The sequence below is a fragment of the Echinicola soli genome (genome assembly GCF_006575665.1).
Lineage (GTDB): Bacteria > Bacteroidota > Bacteroidia > Cytophagales > Cyclobacteriaceae > Echinicola > Echinicola soli.
Genome location: NZ_CP041253.1, coordinates 3488670 through 3514120, shown reverse-complemented (window position 1 = coordinate 3514120; position 25451 = coordinate 3488670). Strand labels below are relative to the sequence as shown.

The 25451-nt window shown below is 42.3% G+C and carries 21 protein-coding genes; 11 read left to right on the top strand and 10 right to left on the bottom strand.

What is annotated here, in order from left to right:
* Window positions 1-24: 24 nt before the first annotated feature.
* Window positions 25-693, bottom strand: a complete 669-nt coding sequence (locus FKX85_RS13870) for an MCP four helix bundle domain-containing protein (RefSeq protein WP_141615297.1) — start codon at window positions 691-693, stop codon at window positions 25-27.
* Between the two features lie 2062 nt (window positions 694-2755).
* Between FKX85_RS13870 and FKX85_RS13865 the strand changes: the two genes are divergently transcribed.
* The 9 genes from FKX85_RS13865 to FKX85_RS13825 all read left to right on the top strand — a co-directional run bounded on the left by FKX85_RS13865 (window position 2756) and on the right by FKX85_RS13825 (window position 11193).
* Window positions 2756-3250 carry a hypothetical protein gene (locus FKX85_RS13865; RefSeq protein ID WP_141615296.1) on the top strand — a complete coding sequence of 165 codons (495 nt, stop codon included), beginning with the start codon at window positions 2756-2758 and terminating at the stop codon, window positions 3248-3250.
* 23 nt (window positions 3251-3273) lie between these two features.
* The gene (locus FKX85_RS13860) at window positions 3274-4143 is read left to right on the top strand and encodes a pirin family protein (protein WP_141615295.1); all 870 of its coding nucleotides are present in this window, start codon (window positions 3274-3276) and stop codon (window positions 4141-4143) included.
* 146 nt (window positions 4144-4289) lie between these two features.
* A complete protein-coding gene (locus tag FKX85_RS13855; protein ID WP_141615294.1) occupies window positions 4290-4901 on the top strand; it encodes a fumarylacetoacetate hydrolase family protein in 612 nt (203 codons plus the stop codon).
* Window positions 4888-6756: a M23 family metallopeptidase gene (locus FKX85_RS13850; RefSeq protein WP_141615293.1), complete on the top strand. Its 1869-nt coding sequence runs from the start codon at window positions 4888-4890 to the stop codon at window positions 6754-6756. The genes FKX85_RS13855 and FKX85_RS13850 overlap by 14 nt, the downstream gene beginning before the upstream one ends.
* Window positions 6757-6822: 66 nt before the next feature.
* Window positions 6823-7272: a thioredoxin-dependent thiol peroxidase gene (bcp, locus tag FKX85_RS13845; RefSeq protein WP_141615292.1), complete on the top strand. Its 450-nt coding sequence runs from the start codon at window positions 6823-6825 to the stop codon at window positions 7270-7272.
* A gap of 10 nt (window positions 7273-7282) precedes the next feature.
* On the top strand, window positions 7283-8134 hold the full coding sequence (locus FKX85_RS13840) for a transketolase (RefSeq protein WP_141615291.1): 852 nt from the start codon (window positions 7283-7285) through the stop codon (window positions 8132-8134).
* A 75-nt stretch (window positions 8135-8209) separates the two neighbouring features.
* Window positions 8210-9178: a transketolase family protein gene (locus FKX85_RS13835; RefSeq protein ID WP_141615290.1), complete on the top strand. Its 969-nt coding sequence runs from the start codon at window positions 8210-8212 to the stop codon at window positions 9176-9178.
* Window positions 9179-9342: 164 nt separating this feature from the next.
* Window positions 9343-10155 carry a hypothetical protein gene (locus FKX85_RS13830; RefSeq protein ID WP_141615289.1) on the top strand — a complete coding sequence of 271 codons (813 nt, stop codon included), beginning with the start codon at window positions 9343-9345 and terminating at the stop codon, window positions 10153-10155.
* Between the two features lie 108 nt (window positions 10156-10263).
* A complete protein-coding gene (locus FKX85_RS13825; RefSeq protein ID WP_141615288.1) occupies window positions 10264-11193 on the top strand; it encodes a DUF6807 family protein in 930 nt (309 codons plus the stop codon).
* A gap of 150 nt (window positions 11194-11343) precedes the next feature.
* Here FKX85_RS13825 and FKX85_RS13820 read toward each other — a convergent pair whose 3' ends face one another.
* The 3 genes from FKX85_RS13820 to FKX85_RS13810 all read right to left on the bottom strand — a co-directional run bounded on the left by FKX85_RS13820 (window position 11344) and on the right by FKX85_RS13810 (window position 14957).
* Window positions 11344-12672 (bottom strand): Gfo/Idh/MocA family protein, encoded by a 1329-nt coding sequence (locus FKX85_RS13820; RefSeq protein ID WP_141615287.1) that lies wholly within the window; start codon window positions 12670-12672, stop codon window positions 11344-11346.
* A gap of 205 nt (window positions 12673-12877) precedes the next feature.
* Window positions 12878-13633 (bottom strand): 3-keto-disaccharide hydrolase, encoded by a 756-nt coding sequence (locus FKX85_RS13815; protein WP_141615286.1) that lies wholly within the window; start codon window positions 13631-13633, stop codon window positions 12878-12880.
* A gap of 190 nt (window positions 13634-13823) precedes the next feature.
* Window positions 13824-14957: an NAD(P)/FAD-dependent oxidoreductase gene (locus FKX85_RS13810; RefSeq protein ID WP_141615285.1), complete on the bottom strand. Its 1134-nt coding sequence runs from the start codon at window positions 14955-14957 to the stop codon at window positions 13824-13826.
* Window positions 14958-15191: 234 nt separating this feature from the next.
* Here FKX85_RS13810 and FKX85_RS13805 point away from each other — a divergent pair, with 234 nt between their 5' ends.
* Complete coding sequence (locus FKX85_RS13805; RefSeq protein ID WP_141615284.1) at window positions 15192-16373, top strand: aspartate aminotransferase family protein; 1182 nt, start codon at window positions 15192-15194, stop codon at window positions 16371-16373.
* A gap of 115 nt (window positions 16374-16488) precedes the next feature.
* Entirely contained in the window at window positions 16489-17127 is a 639-nt protein-coding gene (locus FKX85_RS13800) for a peroxiredoxin (RefSeq protein WP_141615283.1), read from the top strand.
* Between the two features lie 2069 nt (window positions 17128-19196).
* Here FKX85_RS13800 and FKX85_RS13795 read toward each other — a convergent pair.
* The 6 genes from FKX85_RS13795 to FKX85_RS13770 all read right to left on the bottom strand — a co-directional run bounded on the left by FKX85_RS13795 (window position 19197) and on the right by FKX85_RS13770 (window position 25259).
* Entirely contained in the window at window positions 19197-19628 is a 432-nt protein-coding gene (locus tag FKX85_RS13795; RefSeq protein ID WP_141615282.1) for an outer membrane insertion C- signal, read from the bottom strand.
* A 229-nt stretch (window positions 19629-19857) separates the two neighbouring features.
* Window positions 19858-20649 (bottom strand): PhzF family phenazine biosynthesis protein, encoded by a 792-nt coding sequence (locus tag FKX85_RS13790; RefSeq protein WP_141615281.1) that lies wholly within the window; start codon window positions 20647-20649, stop codon window positions 19858-19860.
* 50 nt (window positions 20650-20699) lie between these two features.
* Window positions 20700-21317 (bottom strand): bifunctional nicotinamidase/pyrazinamidase, encoded by a 618-nt coding sequence (pncA, locus tag FKX85_RS13785; protein ID WP_141615280.1) that lies wholly within the window; start codon window positions 21315-21317, stop codon window positions 20700-20702.
* 206 nt (window positions 21318-21523) lie between these two features.
* Window positions 21524-22999: a nicotinate phosphoribosyltransferase gene (locus tag FKX85_RS13780; protein ID WP_141615279.1), complete on the bottom strand. Its 1476-nt coding sequence runs from the start codon at window positions 22997-22999 to the stop codon at window positions 21524-21526.
* The gene (locus FKX85_RS13775) at window positions 22996-23826 is read right to left on the bottom strand and encodes a DMT family transporter (RefSeq protein WP_141615278.1); all 831 of its coding nucleotides are present in this window, start codon (window positions 23824-23826) and stop codon (window positions 22996-22998) included. Before FKX85_RS13775 ends, FKX85_RS13780 begins: the two co-directional genes overlap by 4 nt.
* 137 nt (window positions 23827-23963) lie before the next feature.
* Window positions 23964-25259 carry a cation:proton antiporter gene (locus FKX85_RS13770; protein ID WP_229239628.1) on the bottom strand — a complete coding sequence of 432 codons (1296 nt, stop codon included), beginning with the start codon at window positions 25257-25259 and terminating at the stop codon, window positions 23964-23966.
* Between the last annotated feature and the right edge of the window lie 192 nt (window positions 25260-25451).

Here is a 25451-nt window from a genome sequence, read left to right as displayed (position 1 = left end):
CTTTTAAGTTCTATGTAAAACTATTTAATTTAAATGTGGTCGCTGCTTTACTTTACTCCTACTTGAGATCACACCAAAAATCAGGGCATTGATCACCAATCCCAGCACCACTAGAATGGCCGTTTCAAAGCGTGTGAGAATAGAACTTCCGGCCATGATTCGCTTAGAATCATCATTTACCTGTTTGCCTACCATCAACTGAATATTCGACAGCGTTAGAAGTTCTGCCGATGCTTTTCCAATCAACTCGCTGGATCTTTCCTTGGCTATTTGAAAATCTTCGCCTGCATTCCCTTTCTCCTGCATAGTATTTTCTGCAGCATATAAAGCCTGAATATTATCATTGAGCGCTGAAAGGGACTTGGCTTCTTCAGCGGTGAGATAAGTAGCTTCAAAATCCACTATTATACTGTCTATTTCAGCATTAAAACCCTCATTTAATGTTTTTAACGCATTAAAATCCGATTGACGATTACACTTATCAATGAGTCGTTGCTTCTTGTTAAGAAAATCCGATAAGTGATAAATATAACTTTCCGGCAACAGCCTGTCCTGGTAAATAGTCGAGCAGGAAGTGGTGAGGTCGGATACATTTTCTTCATCAAGCATATTCTTGACGAACACCGAAACGAATAAAACCATCAATAACACTGCGATGGTCACTCTACTTTTTATACTATAAATCCATTTCATAACTTACCCTCCTAATGTTCCATATATGAAAAGAAAAATCATCCTTCAAGGAATTTCTTTTGTCATAAATTAAACATTTTTTACTGATTAACAATTAATTAACACACTTATTATGTTTTACGAAAATTCCTGAAAATAGGTGTCAAAGAAATTAATTTATCGTATTACTTTAAACAGGGCAGGGCAAAGGCTTTTAATAAATTCAGTCTCTTTGGGGTTGCTAAATCTAGCCGTGTTTTCCTCGTCCAACGATCGATCCTGGGACGATGAATGGTTAAACCCACCCTAACCCCCCTGTTAATGAGCCCTATTACCTGAAAATCGCTTGTAGCCGCTCAGGCTGAAAGCCTTCCTGACATTAACCCAAGGCAAGGCCTTGGGGGCATAAGCCCAAAAAAATTCTGCTAACGCAGGCTGAAAGTCTAGCTCAGTTCTTCCATCTAGTCAAACAATATGCACAGGAAGATTTTTAGCTGGCCTTACAGGCCGCAGGTAGTCTCATCATCACCTATTGGCCCAATGCGTTTCATTGGGCTGGATTAAGCACCACTTTCTGGGAATAATCCAAAAACAATTTCCCTGATCCTTTTCAGTAAGTTGATATATTCCTATAACCGCAGAAAGGGTTAATATGTACAACCAATGGTCAGCTGTCCAACCCTTGAGGATCGGCAATTAGGCCTGTTAGTCATAATTCCATTAATTTTGCTCACTTGGTAAATGCATTTTCCCTGCTAAACAGGGTATTAAAAATAACCACCTAATCTACATTTGAACAATAATTTATATGAGTCTCCGCAATCATACACGTAGCCAAGCATAATTGAATAAATTGTGTTTCCGTCCTTTTATTCAGGTGTAAAATTAAGGTTATTTATGATTTACTATGGGTAAACTGAGCGCTAGCGGGCTCTGAAGATCGAAGAATTGCGCGGACGGATGAATTGGGTGTCTATGCTCCTGATGCAGTCGATAATGATATATGTTTTCCTTGCCTATGGTCAGTACCTACGGCACTGTTAGGATGCTGTCTCCAATTTCTGTTACCAAGCTAATGCCCAAGGAGCATCCTTGCTGACATTTCTGTCGGCTAAAACCGTGAGGAGAGAGTCCTGGCCAATGCCGCTGGGCATTTAAGCTTGGTAAGATCAGGATGCCTCCAGGGGACTTTGTGCCGTAGGAACAAAACTATTTCCCTGCACTTTCCGCACAAGTTGGACAATCCCGTGAATAATTTACCCACAATATTCCATATAGAGCCAAAATTGCTTTCAATAGGTCTTCATGAATGCTACGCATTTCCATTGATGAAAAGGACCAAAAATCCAGTCCGGTGGTGAGCCCTTTAAATTGGGAAGGACAAGTTTTCCAGTGAGGACAATACGTTACCCAATTTAATTTATGAAAACTGCTCCGGCCTGAAAATGAATGGATCTCGCTGTTCCACGACGCGAGCTAATTCATTTTCTTAACGGCCTGCTCATTTTTCTTAAACCGGTCTCACCAAGGGACTTCCTTAACTTTCGAAATCGCATTTTGGAATGCTACCACTACGTGTAAAATTACCGATAGTCAATATAATTTATATGATTATACGATTTTCTACCAGTTTGAGCATATTCAGCAAACTGCCTTATATCAATCAATGATTAACATAAAAAAATTCGTGGCAATCCGTTTAATTGGTGGACTTTCTTCTAATGAATTTGATTACTTGCACAATTCCGTATAATCACAATAATTTATCACTTTCAATCTACAAAAGAGAAAACCAGTAGTTTTTTTAGGCCTGCATTTCTATAAAGCACACTAACCTACTAATTTGAAATAATTAAGATTTAAATATAAAATTTGATCAATTCTAAAACCAACCTCATAAAACACTTTACACTATATAAAGTTCTTTTTATAGTATTCGAAAGAGTACTTATTTATTAATTTAGGTATAAATCGTATAATTATTCTAACTTTTAAATTTTACATCGTACACTTTTTTAGTCATCTTTGTGTCCATAGGGTTAAAATTACCGTAACCTATTAGTAAACAGAACCATATAATTATATGCTGGCAAAAGACTTTATACAGCTTCTAAAGCTGACACCCAAAATGCCCGTCAAAGTAGAATACCTTCCTGGATTGTTCATCCATGATGGCTTTGCTATAGCTAAAGTTACTGTCAAAAAAGATAAGGCCGTACAGGTTCATCTTACCGATAACGTGGCTTCCAACAATAACGTCCATACTAATGACCTCCTGACTCCGCTGATCCAATCTGTTGGAAGAGCTGAAAACGTCAGGGATATGGAGATTACGGTCATTTATGGTAATCAAGAAATAGAACGTACGGAACTGGATATCAATGAGGTAGAAGTATTCCAAGGCATTTTTACGCTAAAATTATATTCCCTAAACAACTTGGACAAAGCCAAGGCACGTCAAGAAAGACAACAAAGCGAGCAATTCGAACGAAAAGGCAAGCGCTTCTTTTTTTCAGCCTTTAGGAACTTTCTCTTTCCCCAACCATTGGTACTTAAGTGGAATCTGGCTAAATTATAGTCCATATTCCAACTTAACGTAACATGTCCAATACAGACCTTATTATACCCGAAAGAAGTCGGGACATTGGCGACTTTTTAGTAGGCCGTCTATTACCATTTAGATCCAAAAGAATGGTGGGACCCTTTGTATTCATTGACCATATGGGGCCTTCCGAGGTAAAGCCTGGTCATTACATGGACATCGGCCAACATCCTCATATCGGACTTTCCACGCTTACTTTTCTGCTGGAAGGAGAAATGGTTCATGAAGATAGCTTAGGCACCAAACAGCGCATCGCTCCCGGATCGGTCAACTGGATGACAGCTGGTCGTGGTGTCACACACACCGAACGGACACCTCCAAAAATGAGGGATGGCGGCACCTACCCCATTCACGGCTACCAAATATGGGTAGCACTCCCGAAGGAAAAGGAATTCATCGAACCGCAGTTTCATCATATAGATGCTAAAGACCTACCACAGTGGAAAGACCAAGGTGCTGCTTTCACCTTGGTGGCAGGCAAAGGCTATGGCAAAACCTCTCCGGTTCCCGTGCATTCTGATCTTTTTATGATCGATATCAAAACCTCTGCTGACTATGACCTGGAGATCGTTGGGCACTTGGAGGGAGAGATCGGCATTTGTATCGTCACTGGTGAAGTCAATGCTTGTGACAAAGTAGTGGAAAAAGACAATCTCCTGGTCTCCAAAATCGATAACCAGTGCGCCCTTAAGATCAAAAAGGATAGCCACATCATCCTATTTGGTGGCCCTGCATTTCCTGAAGAACGCTTTATTGAGTGGAATTTTGTAGCCAGTGACAAATCCACCATCCAAGCAGCCAAGGAAAAGTGGAAAGCCAGGGACTGGCCAATGGTCAAAGGAGATGAGTCTTATATTCCGTGGCCATAAGCTTGGTAGGCCTTTTATATAAACGAATTTCCCTATATACGGCTTTATTCCTCGCTTAATCTGCCATTATCCATCCCAAACATTTTAATAATCCGCCCTTATACTGTTTCTTTGTGAAAACTTAAAAAATCCAATACTGTCTCTTCATGAAGATTATAGCTATAGGGCGAAATTACGCCAAACACATTGAGGAATTAGAAAACGAAAGACCTGATAATCCAGTAGTTTTCCTCAAGCCAGACACGGCGCTCATAAAAAACAACCTCCCTTTTTATCTGCCTGAATTTTCCAATGACGTCCATCATGAAGTGGAATTGGTATTGAAAATCAACAAGGAAGGTAAGTTTATCAAGAAGGAGTTTGCCCATCGCTATTTTGGCGAGATAGGAATCGGCATTGACTTCACCGCCAGGGATATTCAACAAAAGTGCAAGGAAAAGGGGCTGCCTTGGGAAATTGCCAAAGCATTCAATGGATCTGCACCGATTGGCGGTTTTCTTCCGGTGAGTGATTTCAAAGATATCAAGGATATCAACTTCCACTTGGATATCAATGGTGAACAAAAGCAAAAAGGCAACACTTCCATGATGCTATTTGATTTTGGTGTCATTCTCGAATATGTTTCCAGGTTTTTTACGTTAAAGAAGGGTGACCTCATCTTTACCGGCACTCCAGCTGGAGTGGGAAAAGTAACCGCGGGTGACCGACTTGAAGCCTATATCGAAGACCAAAAACTAATGGATTTTGAGATTAAGTAGTTTACTCCTACTGCTATTTTTCTGTACCTCGGCAGGCAATACTGTATTTGCCCAAGTAGAAAAAGGGTATTACCAATTCCCCATCAAGCCTGGAGAGCGCAATTACCTCTCGGGTAATATGAGCGAAATCCGTCCTAACCACTTTCACAGTGGGATAGATATCAAAACGGATGGAAGACAAGGCCTGCCCGTATATGCTGCAGCTGACGGCTATGTCTATCGCATGAAAGTCTCCTCATATGGCTATGGAAATGTCCTTTACCTCAAGCACCCAAACGGTCAGTATACCCTCTATGGCCACCTAAAGGACTTTAATTCCCGTATCGCCAAATACATGTGGCAGGAAATGGCAGAAGCAGAGGAAAATGACTTGCAGATCTATCCCGACTCCATGGCCGTACCTGTCAAAAAAGGTGAAATCATCGCCTATTCTGGAAATACGGGCAGTTCTGGAGGCCCGCACCTGCATTTTGAGATCAGGGATTCGCTGGATCGGGCACTTGATCCGCTGAAATTTGACTTTAGCGAAGTGAAGGACAGCACCTCTCCCACCGTTAGAGCGGTGGCCATCACCCCACTTACGCTGGAAAGCAGGATCAACGGGAAATTTGAACGGACAGTACTCAAGTTAAATTACCGTGACCATAAATTCGTAGTGGACGGCAATATCTCCATAACCGGAAAAGTAGGCATCGAAGTCAGTGGATACGATAAGCTGGATGGCGCTTACAATCCCAATGGCTTTCCCCATTTTGAAATCTATGAGGAAGGCCAGAAGACATTTGATATCAATGTGGATAAAATCGATTTTAACCTGGGCAGATTCCTGCTGAGCCACACCCATGAAAACAGGTACACTAAGCTGTATACCACTCCCTATAACCAATTCGATTACTATAGCCCAGATAGTCTATTCAGCGGTGCCATCGAAGTGGCTGCCGACAGTGTAAAAGATGTCACTGTTCGTTTAGAGGATGTTTTTGGCAACGAAAGCTTGCTGCAGCTGAGTTTCAAAGGGGAAAAGGAAACACATGATGTCAGCAGTTACAGCGCCAGCCGAAAAAAGGTTGAGTTCATTCGAAACTGGATGATCATTAGAGCGGATAAGACAGATGGGCACAAATTGGCCAAGTTTTACGTCAATGGCATGATGATGGATGTCATGATGGCTTATGAAGATCCGCGATTTAGAACCTACATTTGGGACTTGGATTTTGGGCTTCCTGATTCGGTAGATGTCTGCTCGGAAATGATCAAGCCTGAGCTACAGGCCAAAATCCCATTTGACAAAGAATATTACTTCAATGATGGCCATACAGCCATCCATTTTCCAAAAGACGCCCTTTTGGAAACCCTATTTCTCCATACAGAAAGAAGTACCTATTATAATCGTCCTTCTGTTAAAATCAATGACGACCGAGGCGACTACTTAAGGAATGAAATAGAAGTAAGCATGGACGTCAGTGAATACGATGGTGCTAAAGACCATGTGGATGTATACCAGTTGTATAACAATGGCTACAAACGCTTTCTTGGAGGTCAATGGAATGACGGCCAGATCACCTTCAAAACGAAATATTTTGGTACTTTTGTATTGGTCAAGGATGACACTCCCCCAAGTATTCGCCCCATTCGGGTCAACTCTTCCCAATTGCGCTTTACGATCAGGGACAATCTCTCCGGCATCAAGCGCTTCGAAGCTAGAATTGACGGAAAATGGGTGATCTTGAGGTTTGAACACAAAAATGGTGTAATTTGGACTCAGAAGCAGGACAACGCACCTTTCAAAGGCCAGTTTGAGCTAAAAGTCATAGACAATGCAGGTAACACTGCAGTTTTTAGCCGGAAACTTTAGGTTTTTGGAAAATATTTCAGAACTTTAAATGTCAAAAAAACACTTAAACCTATAAAACGCTAATTTATGTCACTGGAAACAGGAAACAAAGCCCCTGATTTTGAGGCAACAGACCAAGATGGCAACACGATAAAACTGTCAGATTTCAAAGGCAAAAAAGTGGTGCTCTATTTTTATCCTAAAGATAACACCCCTGGATGTACTGCCCAAGCTTGCGATCTCAGGGACAATTATAAAGCCCTATTGGATGCAGGATATGTAGTGCTCGGCATCAGTACAGATTCCGAAAAATCGCATAAAAAATTTATTGAGAAGCATGAGCTGCCTTTTCCATTGATTGCTGATGAGGACAAGGCGGTACATGAGCTTTATAACACCTGGAGAGAAAAGAAAAATTACGGCAGAACCTATATGGGCACTGTTCGGACCACTTTTGTCATCGATGAGGAAGGGAATATTGCCGATATCATCGAGAAGGTCAAGACCAAGGAACATTCAAATCAAATACTTAAATAATTCCTTTAAAATGGAAAAACTATCAACCGAACAACTGAAAAATACCGCCTCACAAGTGAGACGGGACATTGTGCGTATGGTGCATGATGTACAATCAGGACACCCGGGAGCCTCTCTGGGATGTACTGAATTCTTTGTGGCACTATACTTTAACCAATTAAACCACAATAAAGATTTCTCTATAGAAGGAAAAGGAGAAGACCTCTTCTTTCTTTCAAACGGACATATTTCTCCGGTATGGTACAGTGTACTGGCCAGAAGCGGATATTTTAACCTTGATGAGCTTAAGACGTTCCGTAAAATCAACAGCCGTCTTCAGGGCCACCCGGCTACCGAAGAAGGATTACCAGGCATCCGCATTGCGTCCGGTTCTTTGGGCCAAGGGCTATCGGTAGCTATCGGAGCGGCACAAGCCAAAAAGATCGATGGTGATGATGGCATCGTCTATGCCTTGATGGGAGATGGTGAACAGCAGGAAGGCCAGATTTGGGAAGCAGCTATGTACGCTCCACACCACAAAGTGGACAACCTGATCGCTACCATTGACTTTAATGGTCAGCAAATAGATGGTCCTACTGACGCAGTAATGAACTTGAAAGACCTGAAAGCCAAATGGGAAGCCTTTGGATGGGAAGTAATCGACACCCTGAAAGGTAATGATATGGAATCGGTGGTTTCCAGTTTGGAATATGCCCGTACCCTACTCGGTAAAGGCAAGCCTGTACTGAACCTTCTCCATACCGAAATGGGCTATGGCGTAGACTTCATGGTGGGCACACACAAATGGCACGGTGTAGCGCCTAATGATGAGCAGCTGGAGAATGCTCTCGGCCAATTGGAAGAAACCCTTGGCGATTATTAAGTATCAGTATTGAGTTATATAATATCTGGTATTTAGTATCCTTCAACAATTATACAATTCAACATTTGACCGATCATGGAAAAGACTTTAGATACAAAATTCACCTATACAGAAAAAAGCGACACCCGCTCCGGTTTTGGTGACGGGCTATTAGAAGCTGGTCGTAAAAACCCTAACGTCGTAGGGCTATGTGCTGACCTTATTGGATCACTGAAAATGGGCGCCTTCCAGAAGGAATTCCCAGAGAGATTCTTTCAGGTAGGGATTGCGGAGGCCAATATGATGGGCCTTGCAGCCGGTATGAGCATTAATGGAAAAATTCCTTTCACTGGCACTTTTGCCAATTTCTCCACTGGCCGGGTTTATGACCAAATCCGCCAATCCATTGCTTATTCAGAAAAAAATGTGAAAATCTGTGCTTCTCACGCAGGACTGACCCTTGGTGAAGATGGAGCTACACACCAGATACTGGAAGACCTGGGCATGATGAAGATGTTGCCAAACATGACTGTCATCAACCCTTGCGACTATAACCAAACAAAAGCAGCCACCATGGCCATCGCTGATTACCATGGCCCTGTTTACCTAAGGTTTGGTCGCCCAAAATGGCCTATTTTCACTCCTGCTGACCAGAAATTTGAAATTGGTAAAGCATGGAAAATGATCGAAGGTAAAGATGTTACTATTTTTGCCACTGGCCACTTGGTATGGGAAGCGGTAGTAGCAGAAGCCAAACTGAGAGAAGAAGGTATCAATGCGGAGGTTATCAACATCCACACCATCAAGCCATTGGACACCAAGGCTATCTTGGAATCGGTAGCCAAAACAGGCTGCTGCGTGACCGCTGAAGAGCACCAGTACAACGGTGGTCTTGGAGACAGCGTGGCCCAAACATTGGTAAGGAACAATCCTGCCCCACAAGAGTTTATCGGTGTCGACGATTCTTTCGGTGAATCAGGCAAGCCAATGGAACTCCTGGACAAATATGGACTGGATGCCAATAATATCGTAAAGGCTGCTAAAAAGGCCATCAGCAGAAAATAAACAAGATAACTTTATAACATTTAGCACCAATGCCACAATGCATTGGTGTTATTTATTTATTAAAACAATCGATTATTACCATATAAACTATTTTTTCTACTAGTCCTTTTTTAACTTTACCAAAAATTATTGTTTAACGAACCAATTAAACCAGACTTATCTAAATGAGATCTTTTAGTATTAAGGGTGTTTTGCTTTTTCTTTGTTTTGCACCATTTGTTTCAAATGCCCAATTCCTTAAAAAGCTTCAGAAAAAAGTAGAAAACAAAGTAGAAAAAACAGTGGATAATGTATTGGACGAGGACTCCAGTTCATCCAAAAAAAGCCAAGAAGGTATCGGCAAGGGCACCTCACCAATTGAGGAAATCTATGATTTTGTGGCCTTGGATTCGTTGATCTTTTATGAAAATTTTGCCCTGGAAAGAAATGGCCGAATGCCGTCCCACTGGAAAAGCAACTTGGGCGGAAACATCGTGGAAGTCCCTGGTGAACGAGGCAAGTGGCTTAAATTAAGCGCTCATGCAATTTATCGAATAGACTCCCTGTTACAGTTACCGGAAAATTTCACCATGGAATTTGAGCTTATTACACGCAGCGAAAGTGCTGATGATATTGGTGCAATGCAGTTTGGCTTTAGCCGTGACAATTCCGCCAAGGATTATATACAAGATGCCTATAATGATAATGCCATTACTTGCACAAAGTTGCATTTTCATAATCAAGACATTATCAATTCCAGCAGCGACTCAGATATAAGAAACAATACCAATTTCCCCTTGGCAAGCTATAGCAATAGCACTATACCTGTAGCCATTTCAGTAGAGGGTCAATTTATGGTTTTATACATCGACAATAAAAAAATACTGGAAACCAAAATGTTTGCCAAAGGTACCAATAAGTACTTTTATATTAGTGCTCCATACAAGTATGATGTGGATGCTGCTGTTTATTTTGGTAATGTACGCATAGCAAGGTAACAAATCAGCTCACCTTTTATGACCAGTTTTGCTTCATTTACTTGTTGCTAAACTGGTCTTTTTTATACATTGCGTGCTTTGTTATGACATAATCACTTAAATTATAAAATGAAACAGGCCATCCAGTATATCTTTCTCATCATATCTGTATTTGCTTCTTTTTCCCTTTCTGCCCAAAAGCTTCAATTTAAAGAGAATACTGAAGGCATCACGTTAACGGAGGATAACCTTACTCGTTTTCACTACCAAACCACCACCAAATCCCAAGATGGCAACTACCCCAGGGCAAACTATGTGCACCCACTTTATGGACTGGAAGGAGAATTGCTTACGGAGGACTTTCCTGATGATCATTTACACCACCGCGGTATTTTCTGGACATGGCACCAGCTCTACATAAAAGGAAAACGAATCGCTGATCCTTGGTTTTGTGAGGGCATTTCGTGGGATATTACCAACACAGAAGAATCCATCCAAGGCCATCAAGCATCGCTCTGGTCAACTGTTCTTTGGCTGTCGGACAGCTTGCAAAACACACCTGTCTTGAAAGAGAAGGTCAAGATTACCTTCGAGCGACTGGAAGCGGATGTTTTCTCACTCACTTTTGACATCTCCATGACTGCATTGGTAGAAGGGTTGGAAATCGGTGGATCGGAAGATGCCAAAGGCTATGGAGGATTTTCGCCCAGAATCAAGCTTCCTGGAGATGTTACTTTCCACTCAGCAGGGCAGGAAGTAACGCCACAAAATCTCCCCGTCCAGGCTGGCCCTTGGATGAATCTCAAGGGGACTTTTGACGGTAAAAGCCAATCCAATGTCACCATCATGGGAGAACCCGACCAACTCCCCTCTTACCAAGGCTGGATCCTACGAAACGCCAATAGCATGCAGAATATGGCTTTTCCTGGGAATGAACCTATCGCTTTACCAAAAGGTGTCCCCCTTCACTTTAGAAACATGATTTTGGTACATAAGAAACTAAGTACGGAGAAAATTGATGGCTATTATCAACTATTCAAAAGCAGTACTGGGCAATAAAGTCGTGTGTAGCAAATTATAAAAGATTGTTTAAGCAAATTAACCTCCCGGATGATAGAGAATTTGGGGAAAATGAGGCCATATGAGTCAAGCAATGATTCATGCCTTAAAACTACTCCATAGCATGAATCATTGCTTCAATGCTCAAATCTAAACGTTGGGAAGCTCCCATCCATTATGGTAATTGGCCGTGACCAGTTTATTGGCATCTTTGTCCGTAAACAAGCCCTTATCGGCATCCCAATAGATTTTCTTGCCCGTTTTATAGGCGATATTTCCCATGTGGGCATTGATCGCTGCCACACTGCCGGTCTCGATACCACAGCGCAGCTGTGATGCATCGTTTGCCTTGATGGCATCCACGAAATTTACGGTATGTTTATCCAGGGCATTGCCTTCTGGTTTCACCCTGGCCATTCCTTCTATCAGTGATTTACCGTCTTTCTTCTCTGCGATGATTTCCCACCCCCCTCGATTGACCACTAAAGTGGCATTATTGCCAATAAACGCTATCCCTTCCGTATAACCATAGTTTCCCCCGTCGATGCCTGTCGCATGTTCCCAAAGCATATTGAAGCCATCATATTCATAAACGGTCTGCAAGGTATCGGGCGTTTCGGATGCATCATCAGGATAAGCCAATTTCCCCCCAGAAGCCATTACCGATTTAGGAGCGCTCACCCCCATGGCATACAGCGCAATGTCGATTTCATGCACGCCCCAGTCAGTCATCAACCCACCGGCATAATCCCAAAACCAGCGGAAATTGAAGTGAAAACGGTTTTCATTAAATGGCCGTTCAGGTGCTGGGCCGAGCCACATTTTGTAATCCACGCCTGGAGGTGGTGTGCTGTCCGGTTTTACGGGCACGGGATTCATCCACCCTTGATAAGCCCAGCATTTCACCAAGCGGATATTTCCTAACTGGCCGGATTTCACAAATGAAATAGCATCATCATATTGGTTACCGCTCCGTTGCCACTGCCCCACCTGCACGAGTTTCCCGTACCGCTGAGCAGCATTCACCATTAAGTTGCATTCTTCGATAGAATTGGCCAGCGGCTTCTCTACATAGGCATGTTTACCAGCGGACAAGCTGTCCACTAGTGTCAAACAGTGCCAATGATCGGGCGTACCAATGATCACCACATCCACATCCTTATTCTCAAGCAGTTTCCTGTAGTCCTTGTACAATACAGGTTTTTTGCCCCTTTGCTTTTCCACATCAGCAGCCCTCCTATCCAACACGCTTTGGTCGATGTCAGCTATGGCGACACAATTGACCTGAGGCATTTTTAGGAAAGAGTTCATATTGGACCATCCCATACCGTTGGCACCGACCAGGCCAACATTAATCTGGTCACTGGCTGAAATAGTCCGGGTAAACTGCCCAAAATCTTTGGCAGACATCATGGCAGGCAAAGCAAGACCTGCTGAAGCCAACAGGGAATTTTGTAAAAATTTTCTTCTTGAAGACATGGTTAGGTTATTTGGTTATTGAGTTATTTAACAATCGGGGAGACAGGGTCTAAATGGGGTGGAACACCTATGGATCAATGGGACTATAAATTCTGTATAGACCGGGATTATGAATCCCGGCCAGCTTTGCTCAGCATCGAGCTAACAAATCTACTTAGTGATTATGATTTCCCATCGTCTAATTAAACCCAAACGGATCGAGAAATCAAAGCTTCCGCACCCAGATATTTCTAAAGTTCACCAAATTGCCGTGATCCTGTAGCTTGATCGGTAATTCGGATTCATGGGCTTCATATTTGTGAACGCCAATATATGCTGTAGAACCTTTTACTTCATAGTGATTCTGTACTAAAATACCATTGTGGATTACGGTCACGTAGGCAGGCGAGATCACTATCCCGTCCTTATTAAACCTCGGAGCGGTAAAAAAAACATCGTACGTATTCCACTCTTGTGGGGAGCGCATGGCATTGGCCAAGGGGATGCCTTCTTTATAAAGTGATGCTGCCTGACCATTAGAATAGGTACGGTTGTTGTAAGAATCCAAAATTTGGACTTCATAGCGCTCACAAAAAAACAACCCACTATTACCTCTTCCTTGCCCTTCACCTTTGACCACATCCGGGGCTTTCCACTCAATATGCACCTGGACATCACCAAATTTTTCCTTGGTAGCAATTTCACCAGTACCTGGCTTTACGGTAAATATCCCATTATCCACGGTCCATTCGGCTTCTCCGCCCGTTTTGACACTTTTCCAAGCATCCAAATCACTGCCATCAAAAAGCACAATGGCATCCGAGGGTGGCAAATGGTTTTCATCTCCAGGGGTTACGACCGGTGGTTCTGGCTCCCATACTTCGGTGGCTTCTGGGGGTAATTGCATTGGTTCTTGTTGCGCCAGTACCGGCAAAGCCAGCATACTTCCTGCCAATACAGGAAACAATAGGTTCAATTTCATTGTATGATTGGGTTTTATTATTTGTATAAAAACGGAAGTTAAGGTTTTTGGTCTAAAATGAAAAGGCTAAATGATTGCCTAGCGAATTTAATGGGTCACTGGTTGTATTTTGGTTTGACCAACCCTTTCAAACTATAAAAAAATCCCCCCCATTCTTCTATTACGAAAAATACCTTTGGTCAATATAGCGCTAAACCATTTCCCTGACTTTCCTTTTCAGACTTTTCATTAGATCTTTTGGATAGCTTCTTTCTCCGATAAACACATCTGTCATGGCCGAAATAAAATAGTCTCCATATCGCTTCATTAAGAAATTACGGATTTTCCGTTGACTATAAAACCACTTGGAAACCCTTACCCCAGTTTGAATTTCGGGAAGCAGCTCGTCAGCTAACTTACCTTCATAAAGTTCTCCAGCTTTAGCCGGATCCAAGTTTGCTTTAATGATCGCATCCACCACCATCTCTCCACTCAGCAGTGCATTGGAAATCCCTTCTGCCGTAATAGGATCAGCAAACCCTGCTGCATCACCGATCAAAAAGACATTATTTCGATAAAAACCATCGGTACGTGGCGCTACTGGAATTTGGAAGCCATGGGCTTTTTCGCTGATCACTTCTTTGATCCCGAGCTTATCAAGGTATTTCCTATAGTGTGCCTTCAGGTCAATTCTCACCTTCCTTGCGGAAGCCACCCCCAGTGAAAGGTGATCCTTCTTAGGGAAGCTCCAGGCGTACCCATACGGAACGGCATCCACATCAAAACGAACCTCCTTGGAAAGTCGCTCAAAATCCGCCGGAGTTACTTTCACTTCATATTCCAGTGCAGGAATCAATGTTCTGGTTTCCTTCCACCCGGCCATTTTAGCTGTAGGGCTCAACGCTCCATCAGCAGCAATGATCAGTTTTGTCTTTATATCTCCTTTATTAGTGTGAAGCACGGGAATATTTCCAAATGTGATCCCCGTAAGTTTATGGCCGTCCTTGACGACAACTCCCTTTTCTTGGGCCTTTTTGATGATAAAGCTGTCAAAGTCATCCCGCATGACCATGCTGATCACAGGCACATCCCTTTTGGTGGTGAGCATCAAAGATTCATGCTCAAAATAAAGACTGATCTGCCTAAACTCTCGCTCCACCACTTCAGAGATATCGAAAGGTAATCTGCGTCTCCCACGATAAACAAAGCCACCCCCACAGGTTTTATAACGAGGAAGTACTTCTTTTTCTATTAAAACGGTAGAAATGTCCTGTTCTGCCAGTTGGTATGCCGCAGAAGCGCCTGCTGGACCACTACCAATGATAGCTACATCAAAATGACTCATGTCGGGATAGCAAGTTAGTGTGTAAAACTTCCCCAAATAAAACACATTATGTAGATATTACCACACATTTCATCTTATTATCCGTCCATATACCTTTTTAGGTACTATAAATAGCACTTTTTATAATTGAATGAATCCTTATTATCCTCCAAAACTCATGGATTACTTGGTGGATTTTGGCCATTTTCAGATAAAAGCCCTTAATTTTGGGGCAGTAATCAACAAAACGATCAGATGAATAACCGTCAGCTCTTTTTATCCAATCTTGCACAAACTACGGACTTCCCACTGCTCATTGAAATCGAAAAGGCGGATGGCATATATATGTATGGTCCAAAGGGTGAAAAATACCTTGACTTGATATCGGGGATCGGGGTAAGTAATGTCGGACACCGTCACCCCAAGGTAATCGCTGCCATACAAGAGCAACTGGACAAGTACATGCACCTTATGGTCTATGGTGAATATGTACAATCTCCCCAAACCCAGCTGGCCAAAACCCTCACAGATACCCTTCCAAAAAAACTGAACAATGTCTATTTGGTCAATAGCGGCAGTGAAGCCGTAGAAGGAGCCCTGAAACTCGCCAAGAGATACACCGGAAGAAGGGAGGTCATCAGTTGTGTAAATGCCTATCACGGTTCTTCACACGGCGCACTTTCTGTGGGTGGAAATGAAATTTTCAAAAGAGCTTATCGCCCACTACTGCCTGGGATTCGACACGTGGATTTTAACCAGCTTGACCAATTGGACCTAATCACAGAGGAAACCGCCGCTATTATCGTGGAAACAGTACAGGGAGAAGCTGGCATCAGGATAGGATCAAAAGATTACTTCCAAGCCTTACGCCAGCGCTGCGATGAAACGGGTGCCTTGCTTATCCTCGATGAAATCCAAGCAGGGTTTGGCAGGACCGGCAAATTCTGGGCATTTGAGCATTATGGTATTGTTCCTGACATTGTGGTATGTGCAAAAGGCATGGGCGGTGGCATGCCTATAGGGGCATTTATCGCTTCACAGTCCATCATGGAGGTATTCAAAAACAATCCATTGCTTGGACATATCACGACTTTTGGCGGCCATCCGGTAAGCTGCGTTGCAGCTCTTGCCACCATTGATGTTTTAAAGAACGAACAACTCATCAAGCAAGTGGAAAGCAAAGCCAACCTCTTCAAAGAATACTTAAAGCATCCTAAGATCAAAGGCATTCGAAACAAAGGCCTGATGATGGCCGTGGAGTTTGAATCCTTCGAAGTACTTAAACCCATCATAGACAAGGCGATCGAGCTCGGCATCATCACGGACTGGTTCCTATTCTGTGAGGACAGTATGCGCATCGCTCCACCACTGACTATCACTGAAGAAGAGATCAAAAAAGCTTGTGGTGTCATTTTAAAGTCAATCGAAGAGAATTGAAAAATCAACACTCTTTTGGTATTTTATCGGAGTTTGGTAAACTTTATTCAGGGAAAACACGTTTTCCTACAAAACCTATAGAGTTTATTTATAACCATAAAAAAATTTTATCACTATGTCATTAAGATTAGGAGACACCGCGCCGGATTTTACCGCTGAAAGTACAGCAGGAAAAATCAATCTATACGAATATTTAGGCGATGCATGGGGTATTTTATTTTCCCACCCGGCAGATTACACCCCTGTTTGCACCACCGAATTAGGAACGGCTGCCAAACTGAAAGGTGAATTCGAAAAAAGGAATGTCAAAATGATCGCCTTGAGTGTAGATGGCATCGACAGCCACCACGGCTGGGTCAAAGACATCAACGAAACCCAGCAGACAGAGGTCAATTACCCCATCATAGCTGATGAAGACCGAAAAGTTTCAGAGCTCTATGACATGATCCATCCCAATGCCAATGAAAAGCTCACGGTACGGTCTGTTTTTATCATAGGACCAGACAAAAAAATCAAGCTGATCATTACTTACCCGGCTAGTACTGGGAGAAATTTCAATGAGCTGCTCAGAGTAATTGACTCCCTTCAGTTGACCGCAAATTATTCTGTGGCCACGCCTGCCAATTGGCAGCATGGTGAAGATGTGGTGATTGCACCAGCTATCACCAATGAGGAGATTCCTGCCAAATTCCCTAAAGGACACAAGGAAATCAAGCCTTATTTAAGGACCACTCCTCAGCCTAATATTGATTAAGAAATAGGGATAACCCCTTGTATTAAAAGCCCGGATTTGCCAGTAAATCCGGGCTTTTTGCTTTATACTCCATGACTTGAGAGGGATCAGACAATATTTATGCGGAATGTTTTCGGGTTAACCGCATAGGACACAATAGAGGTGAATTCCAAATTGGGTTATCCGTGCTTTCTGTACCTTAGGCCTTGATCATTTGGCATGTGTTTGTCTCAGCTTTTCCGTTGAACCCAGCACTCAACGAAACCTCTTTGTGCCCTAGAGCCTCTGTGGCTTACCCGTATCGTATTTGTTACTAAGCTAGCCCACTTAACGGCGGGGCAGGCAAATTGGCGTTGATATACCAATTAGTAGAAAAGAACTAACGCTCTATGCTGCCCGTACTTTAACGAGTGTTGAGTTGAAAACTCAGTGCTTATGGTTCCGCAGCGCAGCTGTGGGAGTTACAGGTGGCCTGCTTTTTTTGCCACGAAGGCTCGAAGTCACAAAGTCAATGGGTTGGGAAGTGTCGTGCAGTCTGCACCTTTGTTTCCCCCAAAAAAAAACTTAGTGACTTGGTGGCTTGATGGCTTATTATTAATCCACCATTAAAATAGTGAAGGTTAAATATACTCACACCAATCGTGTTCTATGCTCCTCTGTGCTTAATGTCATATCATGTCCGAAAAAATAACTTCAGTTGGTGGTGTTGAGTTGAAAACTCAGTGCTTATGGTTCCGCAGCGCAGCTGTCGGAGTTACAGGTGGCCTGCTTTTTTTTGCCACGAAGGCTCGAAGTCACAAAGTAAATTGGTTGGGAAGTGTCGTGCAGTCTGCACCTTTGTTTCCCAAAAAAAACTTAGTGACTTGGTGGCTTGGTGGCTTATTATTAATCCACCATTAAAATAGTGAAGGTTAAATATATTCACACCAATCATGTTCTATGCTCCTCTGTGCTTAATGTCATATCATGTCCGAAAAAATAACTTCAGTTGGTGGTGTTGAGTTGAAAACTCAGTACTTATGGTTCTAGGAGCAACAGGTGGCCTGCTTTTTTTGCCACGAAGGCTCGATGTCACAAAGTCAATGGGTTGGGAAGCGTCGTGCAGTCTGCACCTTTGTTTCCCCAAAAAAAAACTTAGTGACTTGGTGGCTTGGTGACTTATTATTAATCCACCATTAAAATAGTGAAGGTTAAATATATTCATACCAATCATGTTCTATGCTCCTCTGTGCTTAATGTCATATCATGTCCGAAAAAATAACTTCAGTTGGTGGTGTTGAGTTGAAAACTCAGTGCTTATGGTTCTAGGAGCAACAGGTGGCCTGCTTTTTTTGCCACGAAGGCTCGATGTCACAAAGTCAATGGGTTGGGAAGCGTCGTGCAGTCTGCACCTTTGTTTCCCCAAAAAAAAACTTAGTGACTTGGTGGCTTGGTGACTTATTATTAATCCACCATTAAAATAGTGAAGGTTAAATATATTCATACCAATCATGTTCTATGCTCCTCTGTGCTTAATGTCATATCATGTCCGAAAAAATAACTTCAGTTGGTGGTGTTGAGTTGAAAACTCAGTGCTTATGGTTCTAGGAGCAACAGGTGGCCTGCTTTTTTTTGCCACGAAGGCTCGAAGTCACCAAGTCAATGGGTTGGGAAGTGTCGTGCAGTCTGCACCTTTGTTTCCCAAAAAAACTTAGTGCCTTGGTGGCTTGGTGGCTTATTATTAATCCACCATTAAAATAGTGAAGGTTAAATATATTCACACCAATCATGTTCTATGCTCCTCTGTGCTTAATGTCATATCATGTCCGAAAAAATAACTTCAGTTGGTGGTGTTGAGTTGAAAACTCAGTGCTTATGGTTCCGCAGCGCAGCTGTCGGAGTTACACAGGAATCAAAAAAATCAGTAAAAATCTTCCCTATCAGCGTCATCAGTGTTCTATCCAAAACGACTACGCCCCTATCCCCCAAACTTTTTCGCCTGATCCTTTTTGATCCTAAGGGCCAAATAAAAAAACCGTACCACGACCCAATGCACTCTTTTATAAGTACTTAACCATGGTACAGCCTTCATATAAATATTATTGTTACCTTCACCTACCTATAACGTACCTGACATTGAGGCCAAAGTAATTGGCATTAAAATCGGTCTCATCGACTATCCACAAGGTCGGCCGCCAATCCAGTCCTACCGCCAGTGGAAAATCAAAGTGATATTCTAACCCTATTTCACCAGACACACCAAAAAAGAAGGGGTCATTAAAATAAAAGGATGGTCCAACACCCACATACCAATCCAGCCCCTCAGCATCCGGGAACGGCCTATACAGAAAATCATAGAGTAGATCAAGACCAACCCCATTACCAAAGCTAATATCACCATGGACACGGCTAAACTCTCCCACAGAGAAGATCCCATCAATAGCCACATTATTAGCCCCCTCTCCAAAGCGAACACCAATTTCCTGAGCCTGCAGGCCATAGGAAATCAAAAACACGGAAAATACAAGTAATAACTTTTTCATCGTTGTTAACTTTATTTTAAAAATTCAAACCATTTTTTAACTATTCAAAGTTAAAATATAAATGCAAGATACTAATAATGAAAATCTCAACAGATGTTTTTCTCTAATGGCATTGCCAAATTTCGCCAAATGTTAGCAATATTGTAGATATAATCGCAATTGGATAATAAATCCACTGATTATAAAAAACTAACGCCCCTTCCAAAATAAAGTACTAAAAAGCAACTTTTCAAACTTCAAGAAAGCCTTCAAAAATCTTAACTGCCTTACCATAAATCGTCACTCGCTCTCCATGTTTTTCCAGCCTCATCTCCCCTTCCCTGTTGCTTGCTTGGTAGGCATTTAATTGGTCCTTTCCTTCTTTCTTATGCCAGTAATCCATTAAGGCACAATGCGCAAAGCCAGTAACAGGGTCTTCATTGATCCCCAGATTGGGTGCAAAATAGCGGGAATATATATCATAGTCTTCATTTCCCTTTGCTGTAATGATAATCCCCTGTTCACTATGTAAAGCCAGCACCTGAAACGCTGGTTCTACATATTCCAACGTATGATAATTTTCAAGTTCCAATATCCAATTCTCCTTTAAAGAAGCTGCTCCGATCACTTTTTGTCCAAAAAAATCATCCATAAAATAGGGATGCTGACCTGGTTGGGTAGTGATCAATGGAAAATCCATCACAATTTCCGCTCCTTCCATATGTACCTTTAGTGTTCCACTTTTGGTAGAAAAGGTAATTTCCTGGTCTTTTTCTACCACTTCCTCCACGTACAGCATATAAGCACTTGCCAGGGTCGCGTGTCCACACAAGTCCACTTCTCGTTTTGGAGTAAACCACCTCAGATCAAAAGAAGCTGGCCCCTTCTGCTCTAAAAAGGCGGTTTCACTAAGGTTCATTTCCGCAGCGATAAGTTGCATACCTTCCTCAGCCAACGGTCCTGGAAGTAAACAAATAGCAGCAGGATTACCCGAAAATGGCGTATCGGTAAACGCATCAACAGTGACAATGGGAAGTTGCATAGTAAAAGTGGATTGGATTTAATCTCAAAATAAGCATTTACGCCCACATCTCAAAAAGAGACCGCCGCGCTACTGATCACTTCTGCTCCTGATTTACTCATTTCTTTTAATGATTCATCATAGTCATCCGGAGATAAGTTAACTGCCCTGGTGGCATCGGAAATCAAATAAGCATCAAACCCCTCTTTCAACGCATCCAAGACGGTGAATTTCACGCAATAATCAGCTGCCAACCCTGTCACGTAAACATCTGAAATATTATGCTCATGCAAATAAGCCGTAAGCCCTGTATCTTCCTTTTTTTTATTGTCAAAGAAACCGCTATATGAATCCACGAGTGGATTAAGCCCCTTTTTGAACACCTTATTCCATTTGTCCCGCTTTAGGTCTTTTGCAAATTGGGCGCCTTCACTCTCCTGTACACAATGTACTGGCCAGAGCATCTGATCCGTACCGCCCAGTTTTATTACCTCACCCGTTTTTTTCCCAGGGTGGTTGGCTGCGAAACTTTTATGATTGGCAGGATGCCAATCTTGTGTAGCCAAAATAAAATCAAACTTTTCCTGAAGTTTGTTGATTACGGGAATGATCTTATCGCCATCCTTTACCGCTAAGGCCCCTCCAGGTAAAAAGTCTTTCTGCACATCCACAATCAATAATGCTTTCATGGTTTGGTCAATGAGTTACTTGGTTATTGGTTACTGGACAATACTACCGATATAATGCCCAAGGTCAACGGTCCACAGATCGCAACCTCTTCCATTAATTGATGATTCCCCATTTATAGTTAGTTATTGGGTTATTGGTAACTGCCTACTTACAAGTTAATTCCAGCTTAAGGGTTGTCCTTGACTACTGTCTACTAAAAGCTAAATTAACTATAGTTTTTGGCTTTCAAAACCAGATCAGTCCGTAGATGATAAAGGCTTTCTTCAAGTCCCACAGGATAAATATGCGGGTTGATCAAGCGTTTATGGGCTTTGTCAAACCTGCCCAGGTTAGTCAAGGTTCTATTACGGATTTCCTCCAACTTAGGCCTTGAATAGACCTTCTGACCATTTTTGAAAATTGGAACTAATAAATCCTTACTCTCTATGGAGTCTGGGTTGATCTTTTTCCTTTTCGTGGGGTCATAAGGGTCGATGATGGTTAATTCTTTCGATAATTCCTTCCCATCCTCAAGGTATATCATATCTGAAATGGCCTTATCGTTTTTATAAAAACGCTTTACGTTATGATAGCCAGGAATATTAATCTTGATGGATTGTTGGGACACCTTCACTTTGGGCACCCAATTCCCATTTTCATCCTTAAGTGCTGCCATTTTATAAACAGCCCCTAAAGCAGGTTGATCGTATGCGGTCACCAATTTGGTACCGATTCCCCAAATGTCAATGGATGCTTCCTGCATCTTAAGGGAAGATAAAATATGTTCGTCCAGGTCATTACTGGCCACAACTTTGGTGTCTGTGAAGCCGGCTTCATCCAAAAGCTCCCTGGCCATATTACTGTAATATGCCAAATCACCAGAATCGATACGCACTCCGAGTAATTTTTTGCCGTTTGCTTTTAGCGCATTGCCCACTTTTATGGCATTCTTCACCCCTTTTATCGTGTCATAGGTATCTACCAAAAAGATGCAATTATCTGGAAAAGCAGCTGCATATGCCTCAAAAGCGGCCATTTCACTTTCAAAAGCCATTATCCAACTGTGTGCATGGGTACCCGAAACCGGTATGCCAAAAAGCTTCCCAGCCATCACATTACTGGTAGACGAGCAGCCCCCTATATAGCTGGCCCTACTGGCTGCCAAAGCCCCGTCGATTCCCTGTGCCCTTCTCAGTCCAAATTCCAATACAGGGTCTCCTTTGGCTTCCAACGTAATTCGTGCGGCCTTCGTCGCGACCAAGGTCTGAAAATTAATGATATTCAGCATTGGTGTTTCCAAGAGTTGACATTGCAGTAGCGGGCCTTTTACGCGGATCATCGGTGTATTGGGAAATATCACGGATCCTTCTTCGACAGCATCGATGTCACAGCTAAATGTTAACTCGCGAAGGTATTGGATAAAAGCCGGATCAAACGTGGGAGTACCGTCCGCCTGCTCCATCGCTCCCAAGTAGGATAGGTCGTTCTCATCAAACTTAAAATTACGGCAATAATCAATTACATAATCCAGCCCTGCAGCAATCGTAAAGCCACTTTGGAATGGATTTTTCCTGAAAAACAAGTTAAAGACCGCTTCCTGCTCAGCTTTGCCGGATTTCCAGTAAGCATAAGCCATGGTCAATTGATAAAAATCCGTCAACAGTGCTAATGAGCCCTGATATAAATCCCTGGTAATTTTCATTTATTTGATCTAATATTTAAAATCACTCCGATCAGCACCAACCCCATTCCCAAATAGGTTAGCAAGTTAAAGGTTTCCCCGAAAAAGATAAAACCAAAAACCAATGCGTATAGAATTCCGATATAATTTAAGCTGGTAATCTTAGCTAGATTGGCATGCTGATACGCCATGGTCATAAAATATTGGGCCATTTGAGTAAAAATACCAATCCCCAACAAAAGTAGCCAATCCCAGCCAGAAGGCATTACCCAATTAAAGTAACTCCATATTCCGACAATCGGCAAGGTCACCAGTGGAAAATAGAATACGATCACCAGCGGATGCTCGGATCCTTTAAGCTTGCGGATAATATTATACGCCAATCCCGCAAAAAAACCTGACGACACCCCTATCAACGTATACTGGAGAGATATCCGTGGGTCAAACCCTTCTATGACCAATACCCCACCAAACGCAATGGCGAAATACAGAAACCTGATGGGATTGACTTTTTCACGAACAATAAATATCCCTAAAATGGTGGTGAAAATCGGAGATAGATATTGAAGCGTCACCGCACTGGCCAGCGGGATATTCTGCAAGGTATAAAAGAAGGTGATCAGCCCAAGTGCACCTGAAGCGCCACGCAGAATAAGGAGCTTTTTATTGTTTCCGAGAAGAGGGATCTTTTGTTTCTTCAGAATGATATAACTCGCCACCAAGCTAAACAAGGACCTAAAAAACACCACTTCTACAGCAGGCAGGTGGGGGACATACTTCACCATTACTTGCATAATGGCAAAAAATATCCCCGCCAATAACATATGTTGGACACTTTTTTGATTCAAATCTTCTTTTCTTTTACGGAAATCGCCGGAAGCATCTCACCTTACCCCCCTTATACTGAAAGGGTGTATTTCCAGCGTAATCAATGAATTTAAATTCAAATCAATTACCTGCCCAAATGGTTCCCTATTCCCAAAGATTATTTGGATGCTCCTTCACCTGACACGTTCTCATCGTCCTCATTTTCTATTGGTTTTGTTCCTTCAGCTGAAGACTGTTCTGAATTTTCTGTTAAGACATTGTCCTCACCCTGTTTTCCCTCTTCTTCATCAGCATTATTGGTATTGGTGATCATGCCCACCATCATGACCAATACGGTAAGCACAATGACCTGGATGATCAGGGATTTATTGACCAACCCAATCATATTTTCCGGACTGATGTACAAGAATAGCAAAATGGTAATCAATCCCCTTGGAGCCACAAATAGCAAGGGTTTCAGAGGAATTTTACTCAGTTTTAATTGTATCGCCCGAATACTAAATGTGAGGATAACAATGCCCACGGCCCATATTAAAGTGGACGTATTGAGTATTTCTGAAGTCTCCAGAAGGTATCCGAAAAGCAAGAAAAATAGTGACCTGATCAAAAAGGTAGCTTCTACTGTCAGCTCCTTAAATTTGTTCACCTCCTTATTCAGGATATCTGTTCTGATAATATCAAAAAACTTCAGGTTATGCAATTCGTTCAGGTTCCCGATAGAAAGTCCGAATATCAGGATAAAGATCAGTGCTGGAAGATGGTAAACATACGATATCGCGTAGATCAAAATGGTAAGCAGAATGATCGGAACGAATTTTATGTGATGCTCCAGCTTGCTGAGCAAGAATGAAAGTCCAATCGTGGCCACAAAGGAGATGACACAAATCACTATCAGCTGGAGACCAAAAACCCCAAAGGAATCCAATCCTACTGTTTCATTGCGGAGCATAAAATTAAAGAATACCACGCCCAAAATATCGGAAAGGCTACTTTCATAGATTACAAACTCTCTGTTTGATTTGGAAAGATTACGGACACTGGGAATAGCGATAGCACTACTGATGACACAGAGTGGAATAGCATTGATCAGACTGTCCCTAAAGGTATACCCTCCATAGTGTTCAAAAATATAGGTCAATAAAAACGACAGGGCCAGCAGTGGTGCCAATGCGCCCAGAAATGATTTCTGGATCAGTTTGATCTTCGACTTGTTCAATTCCAACTCCAGTGCACCTTCCAATACAATTAAAATCAACCCCGTAGTACCGAGAATCGGTAAAATAGCCGAAAGGTCTGGCAACTGAAGCTCGAAAAGCATCGTAGCCTGCCGTACCAACCATCCCAACAACAACAAAAGAATCACTGAAGGGATTTTGGTTTTCTTGAAACTGTAATCAAAAAGGTACGCTATCAGCAAAAGTGAACAAAGCGTTATGATAATAGTAGTTGTCATTCGTTGTCTTTTAATTCAATAATTTCACCGTAACTTATCCAATGCCGGTGCTAAAATAATCATCCTTGATTTTCAAACTTTATCCTTCCCTCTTAGGGCTACGCACTAAATATAATCTCCAATAAGCACAAATTCTTCAAATCTTCCCGTAATAATAAACCAAAACTTTATATTTCTGAACTTCATTCAGTC

What these genes read in the sequence shown, in the direction of transcription:
- FKX85_RS13825 (WP_141615288.1), top strand. Translation starts at nt 10,264, where the DNA reads ATGAAACAGGCCATCCAGTATATCTTTCTCATCATATCTGTATTTGCT.
- FKX85_RS13790 (WP_141615281.1), bottom strand. Translation starts at nt 20,649, where the DNA reads ATGCAACTTCCCATTGTCACTGTTGATGCGTTTACCGATACGCCATTT.
- FKX85_RS13810 (WP_141615285.1), bottom strand. Translation starts at nt 14,957, where the DNA reads ATGAGTCATTTTGATGTAGCTATCATTGGTAGTGGTCCAGCAGGCGCT.
- FKX85_RS13800 (WP_141615283.1), top strand. Translation starts at nt 16,489, where the DNA reads ATGTCATTAAGATTAGGAGACACCGCGCCGGATTTTACCGCTGAAAGT.
- FKX85_RS13855 (WP_141615294.1), top strand. Translation starts at nt 4,290, where the DNA reads ATGAAGATTATAGCTATAGGGCGAAATTACGCCAAACACATTGAGGAA.
- FKX85_RS13830 (WP_141615289.1), top strand. Translation starts at nt 9,343, where the DNA reads ATGAGATCTTTTAGTATTAAGGGTGTTTTGCTTTTTCTTTGTTTTGCA.
- FKX85_RS13795 (WP_141615282.1), bottom strand. Translation starts at nt 19,628, where the DNA reads ATGAAAAAGTTATTACTTGTATTTTCCGTGTTTTTGATTTCCTATGGC.
- FKX85_RS13805 (WP_141615284.1), top strand. Translation starts at nt 15,192, where the DNA reads ATGAATAACCGTCAGCTCTTTTTATCCAATCTTGCACAAACTACGGAC.
- FKX85_RS13820 (WP_141615287.1), bottom strand. Translation starts at nt 12,672, where the DNA reads ATGTCTTCAAGAAGAAAATTTTTACAAAATTCCCTGTTGGCTTCAGCA.
- FKX85_RS13815 (WP_141615286.1), bottom strand. Translation starts at nt 13,633, where the DNA reads ATGAAATTGAACCTATTGTTTCCTGTATTGGCAGGAAGTATGCTGGCT.
- FKX85_RS13780 (WP_141615279.1), bottom strand. Translation starts at nt 22,999, where the DNA reads ATGAAAATTACCAGGGATTTATATCAGGGCTCATTAGCACTGTTGACG.
- FKX85_RS13865 (WP_141615296.1), top strand. Translation starts at nt 2,756, where the DNA reads ATGCTGGCAAAAGACTTTATACAGCTTCTAAAGCTGACACCCAAAATG.
- FKX85_RS13860 (WP_141615295.1), top strand. Translation starts at nt 3,274, where the DNA reads ATGTCCAATACAGACCTTATTATACCCGAAAGAAGTCGGGACATTGGC.
- FKX85_RS13835 (WP_141615290.1), top strand. Translation starts at nt 8,210, where the DNA reads ATGGAAAAGACTTTAGATACAAAATTCACCTATACAGAAAAAAGCGAC.
- FKX85_RS13770 (WP_229239628.1), bottom strand. Translation starts at nt 25,259, where the DNA reads ATGACAACTACTATTATCATAACGCTTTGTTCACTTTTGCTGATAGCG.
- FKX85_RS13870 (WP_141615297.1), bottom strand. Translation starts at nt 693, where the DNA reads ATGAAATGGATTTATAGTATAAAAAGTAGAGTGACCATCGCAGTGTTA.
- FKX85_RS13840 (WP_141615291.1), top strand. Translation starts at nt 7,283, where the DNA reads ATGGAAAAACTATCAACCGAACAACTGAAAAATACCGCCTCACAAGTG.
- bcp (WP_141615292.1), top strand. Translation starts at nt 6,823, where the DNA reads ATGTCACTGGAAACAGGAAACAAAGCCCCTGATTTTGAGGCAACAGAC.
- pncA (WP_141615280.1), bottom strand. Translation starts at nt 21,317, where the DNA reads ATGAAAGCATTATTGATTGTGGATGTGCAGAAAGACTTTTTACCTGGA.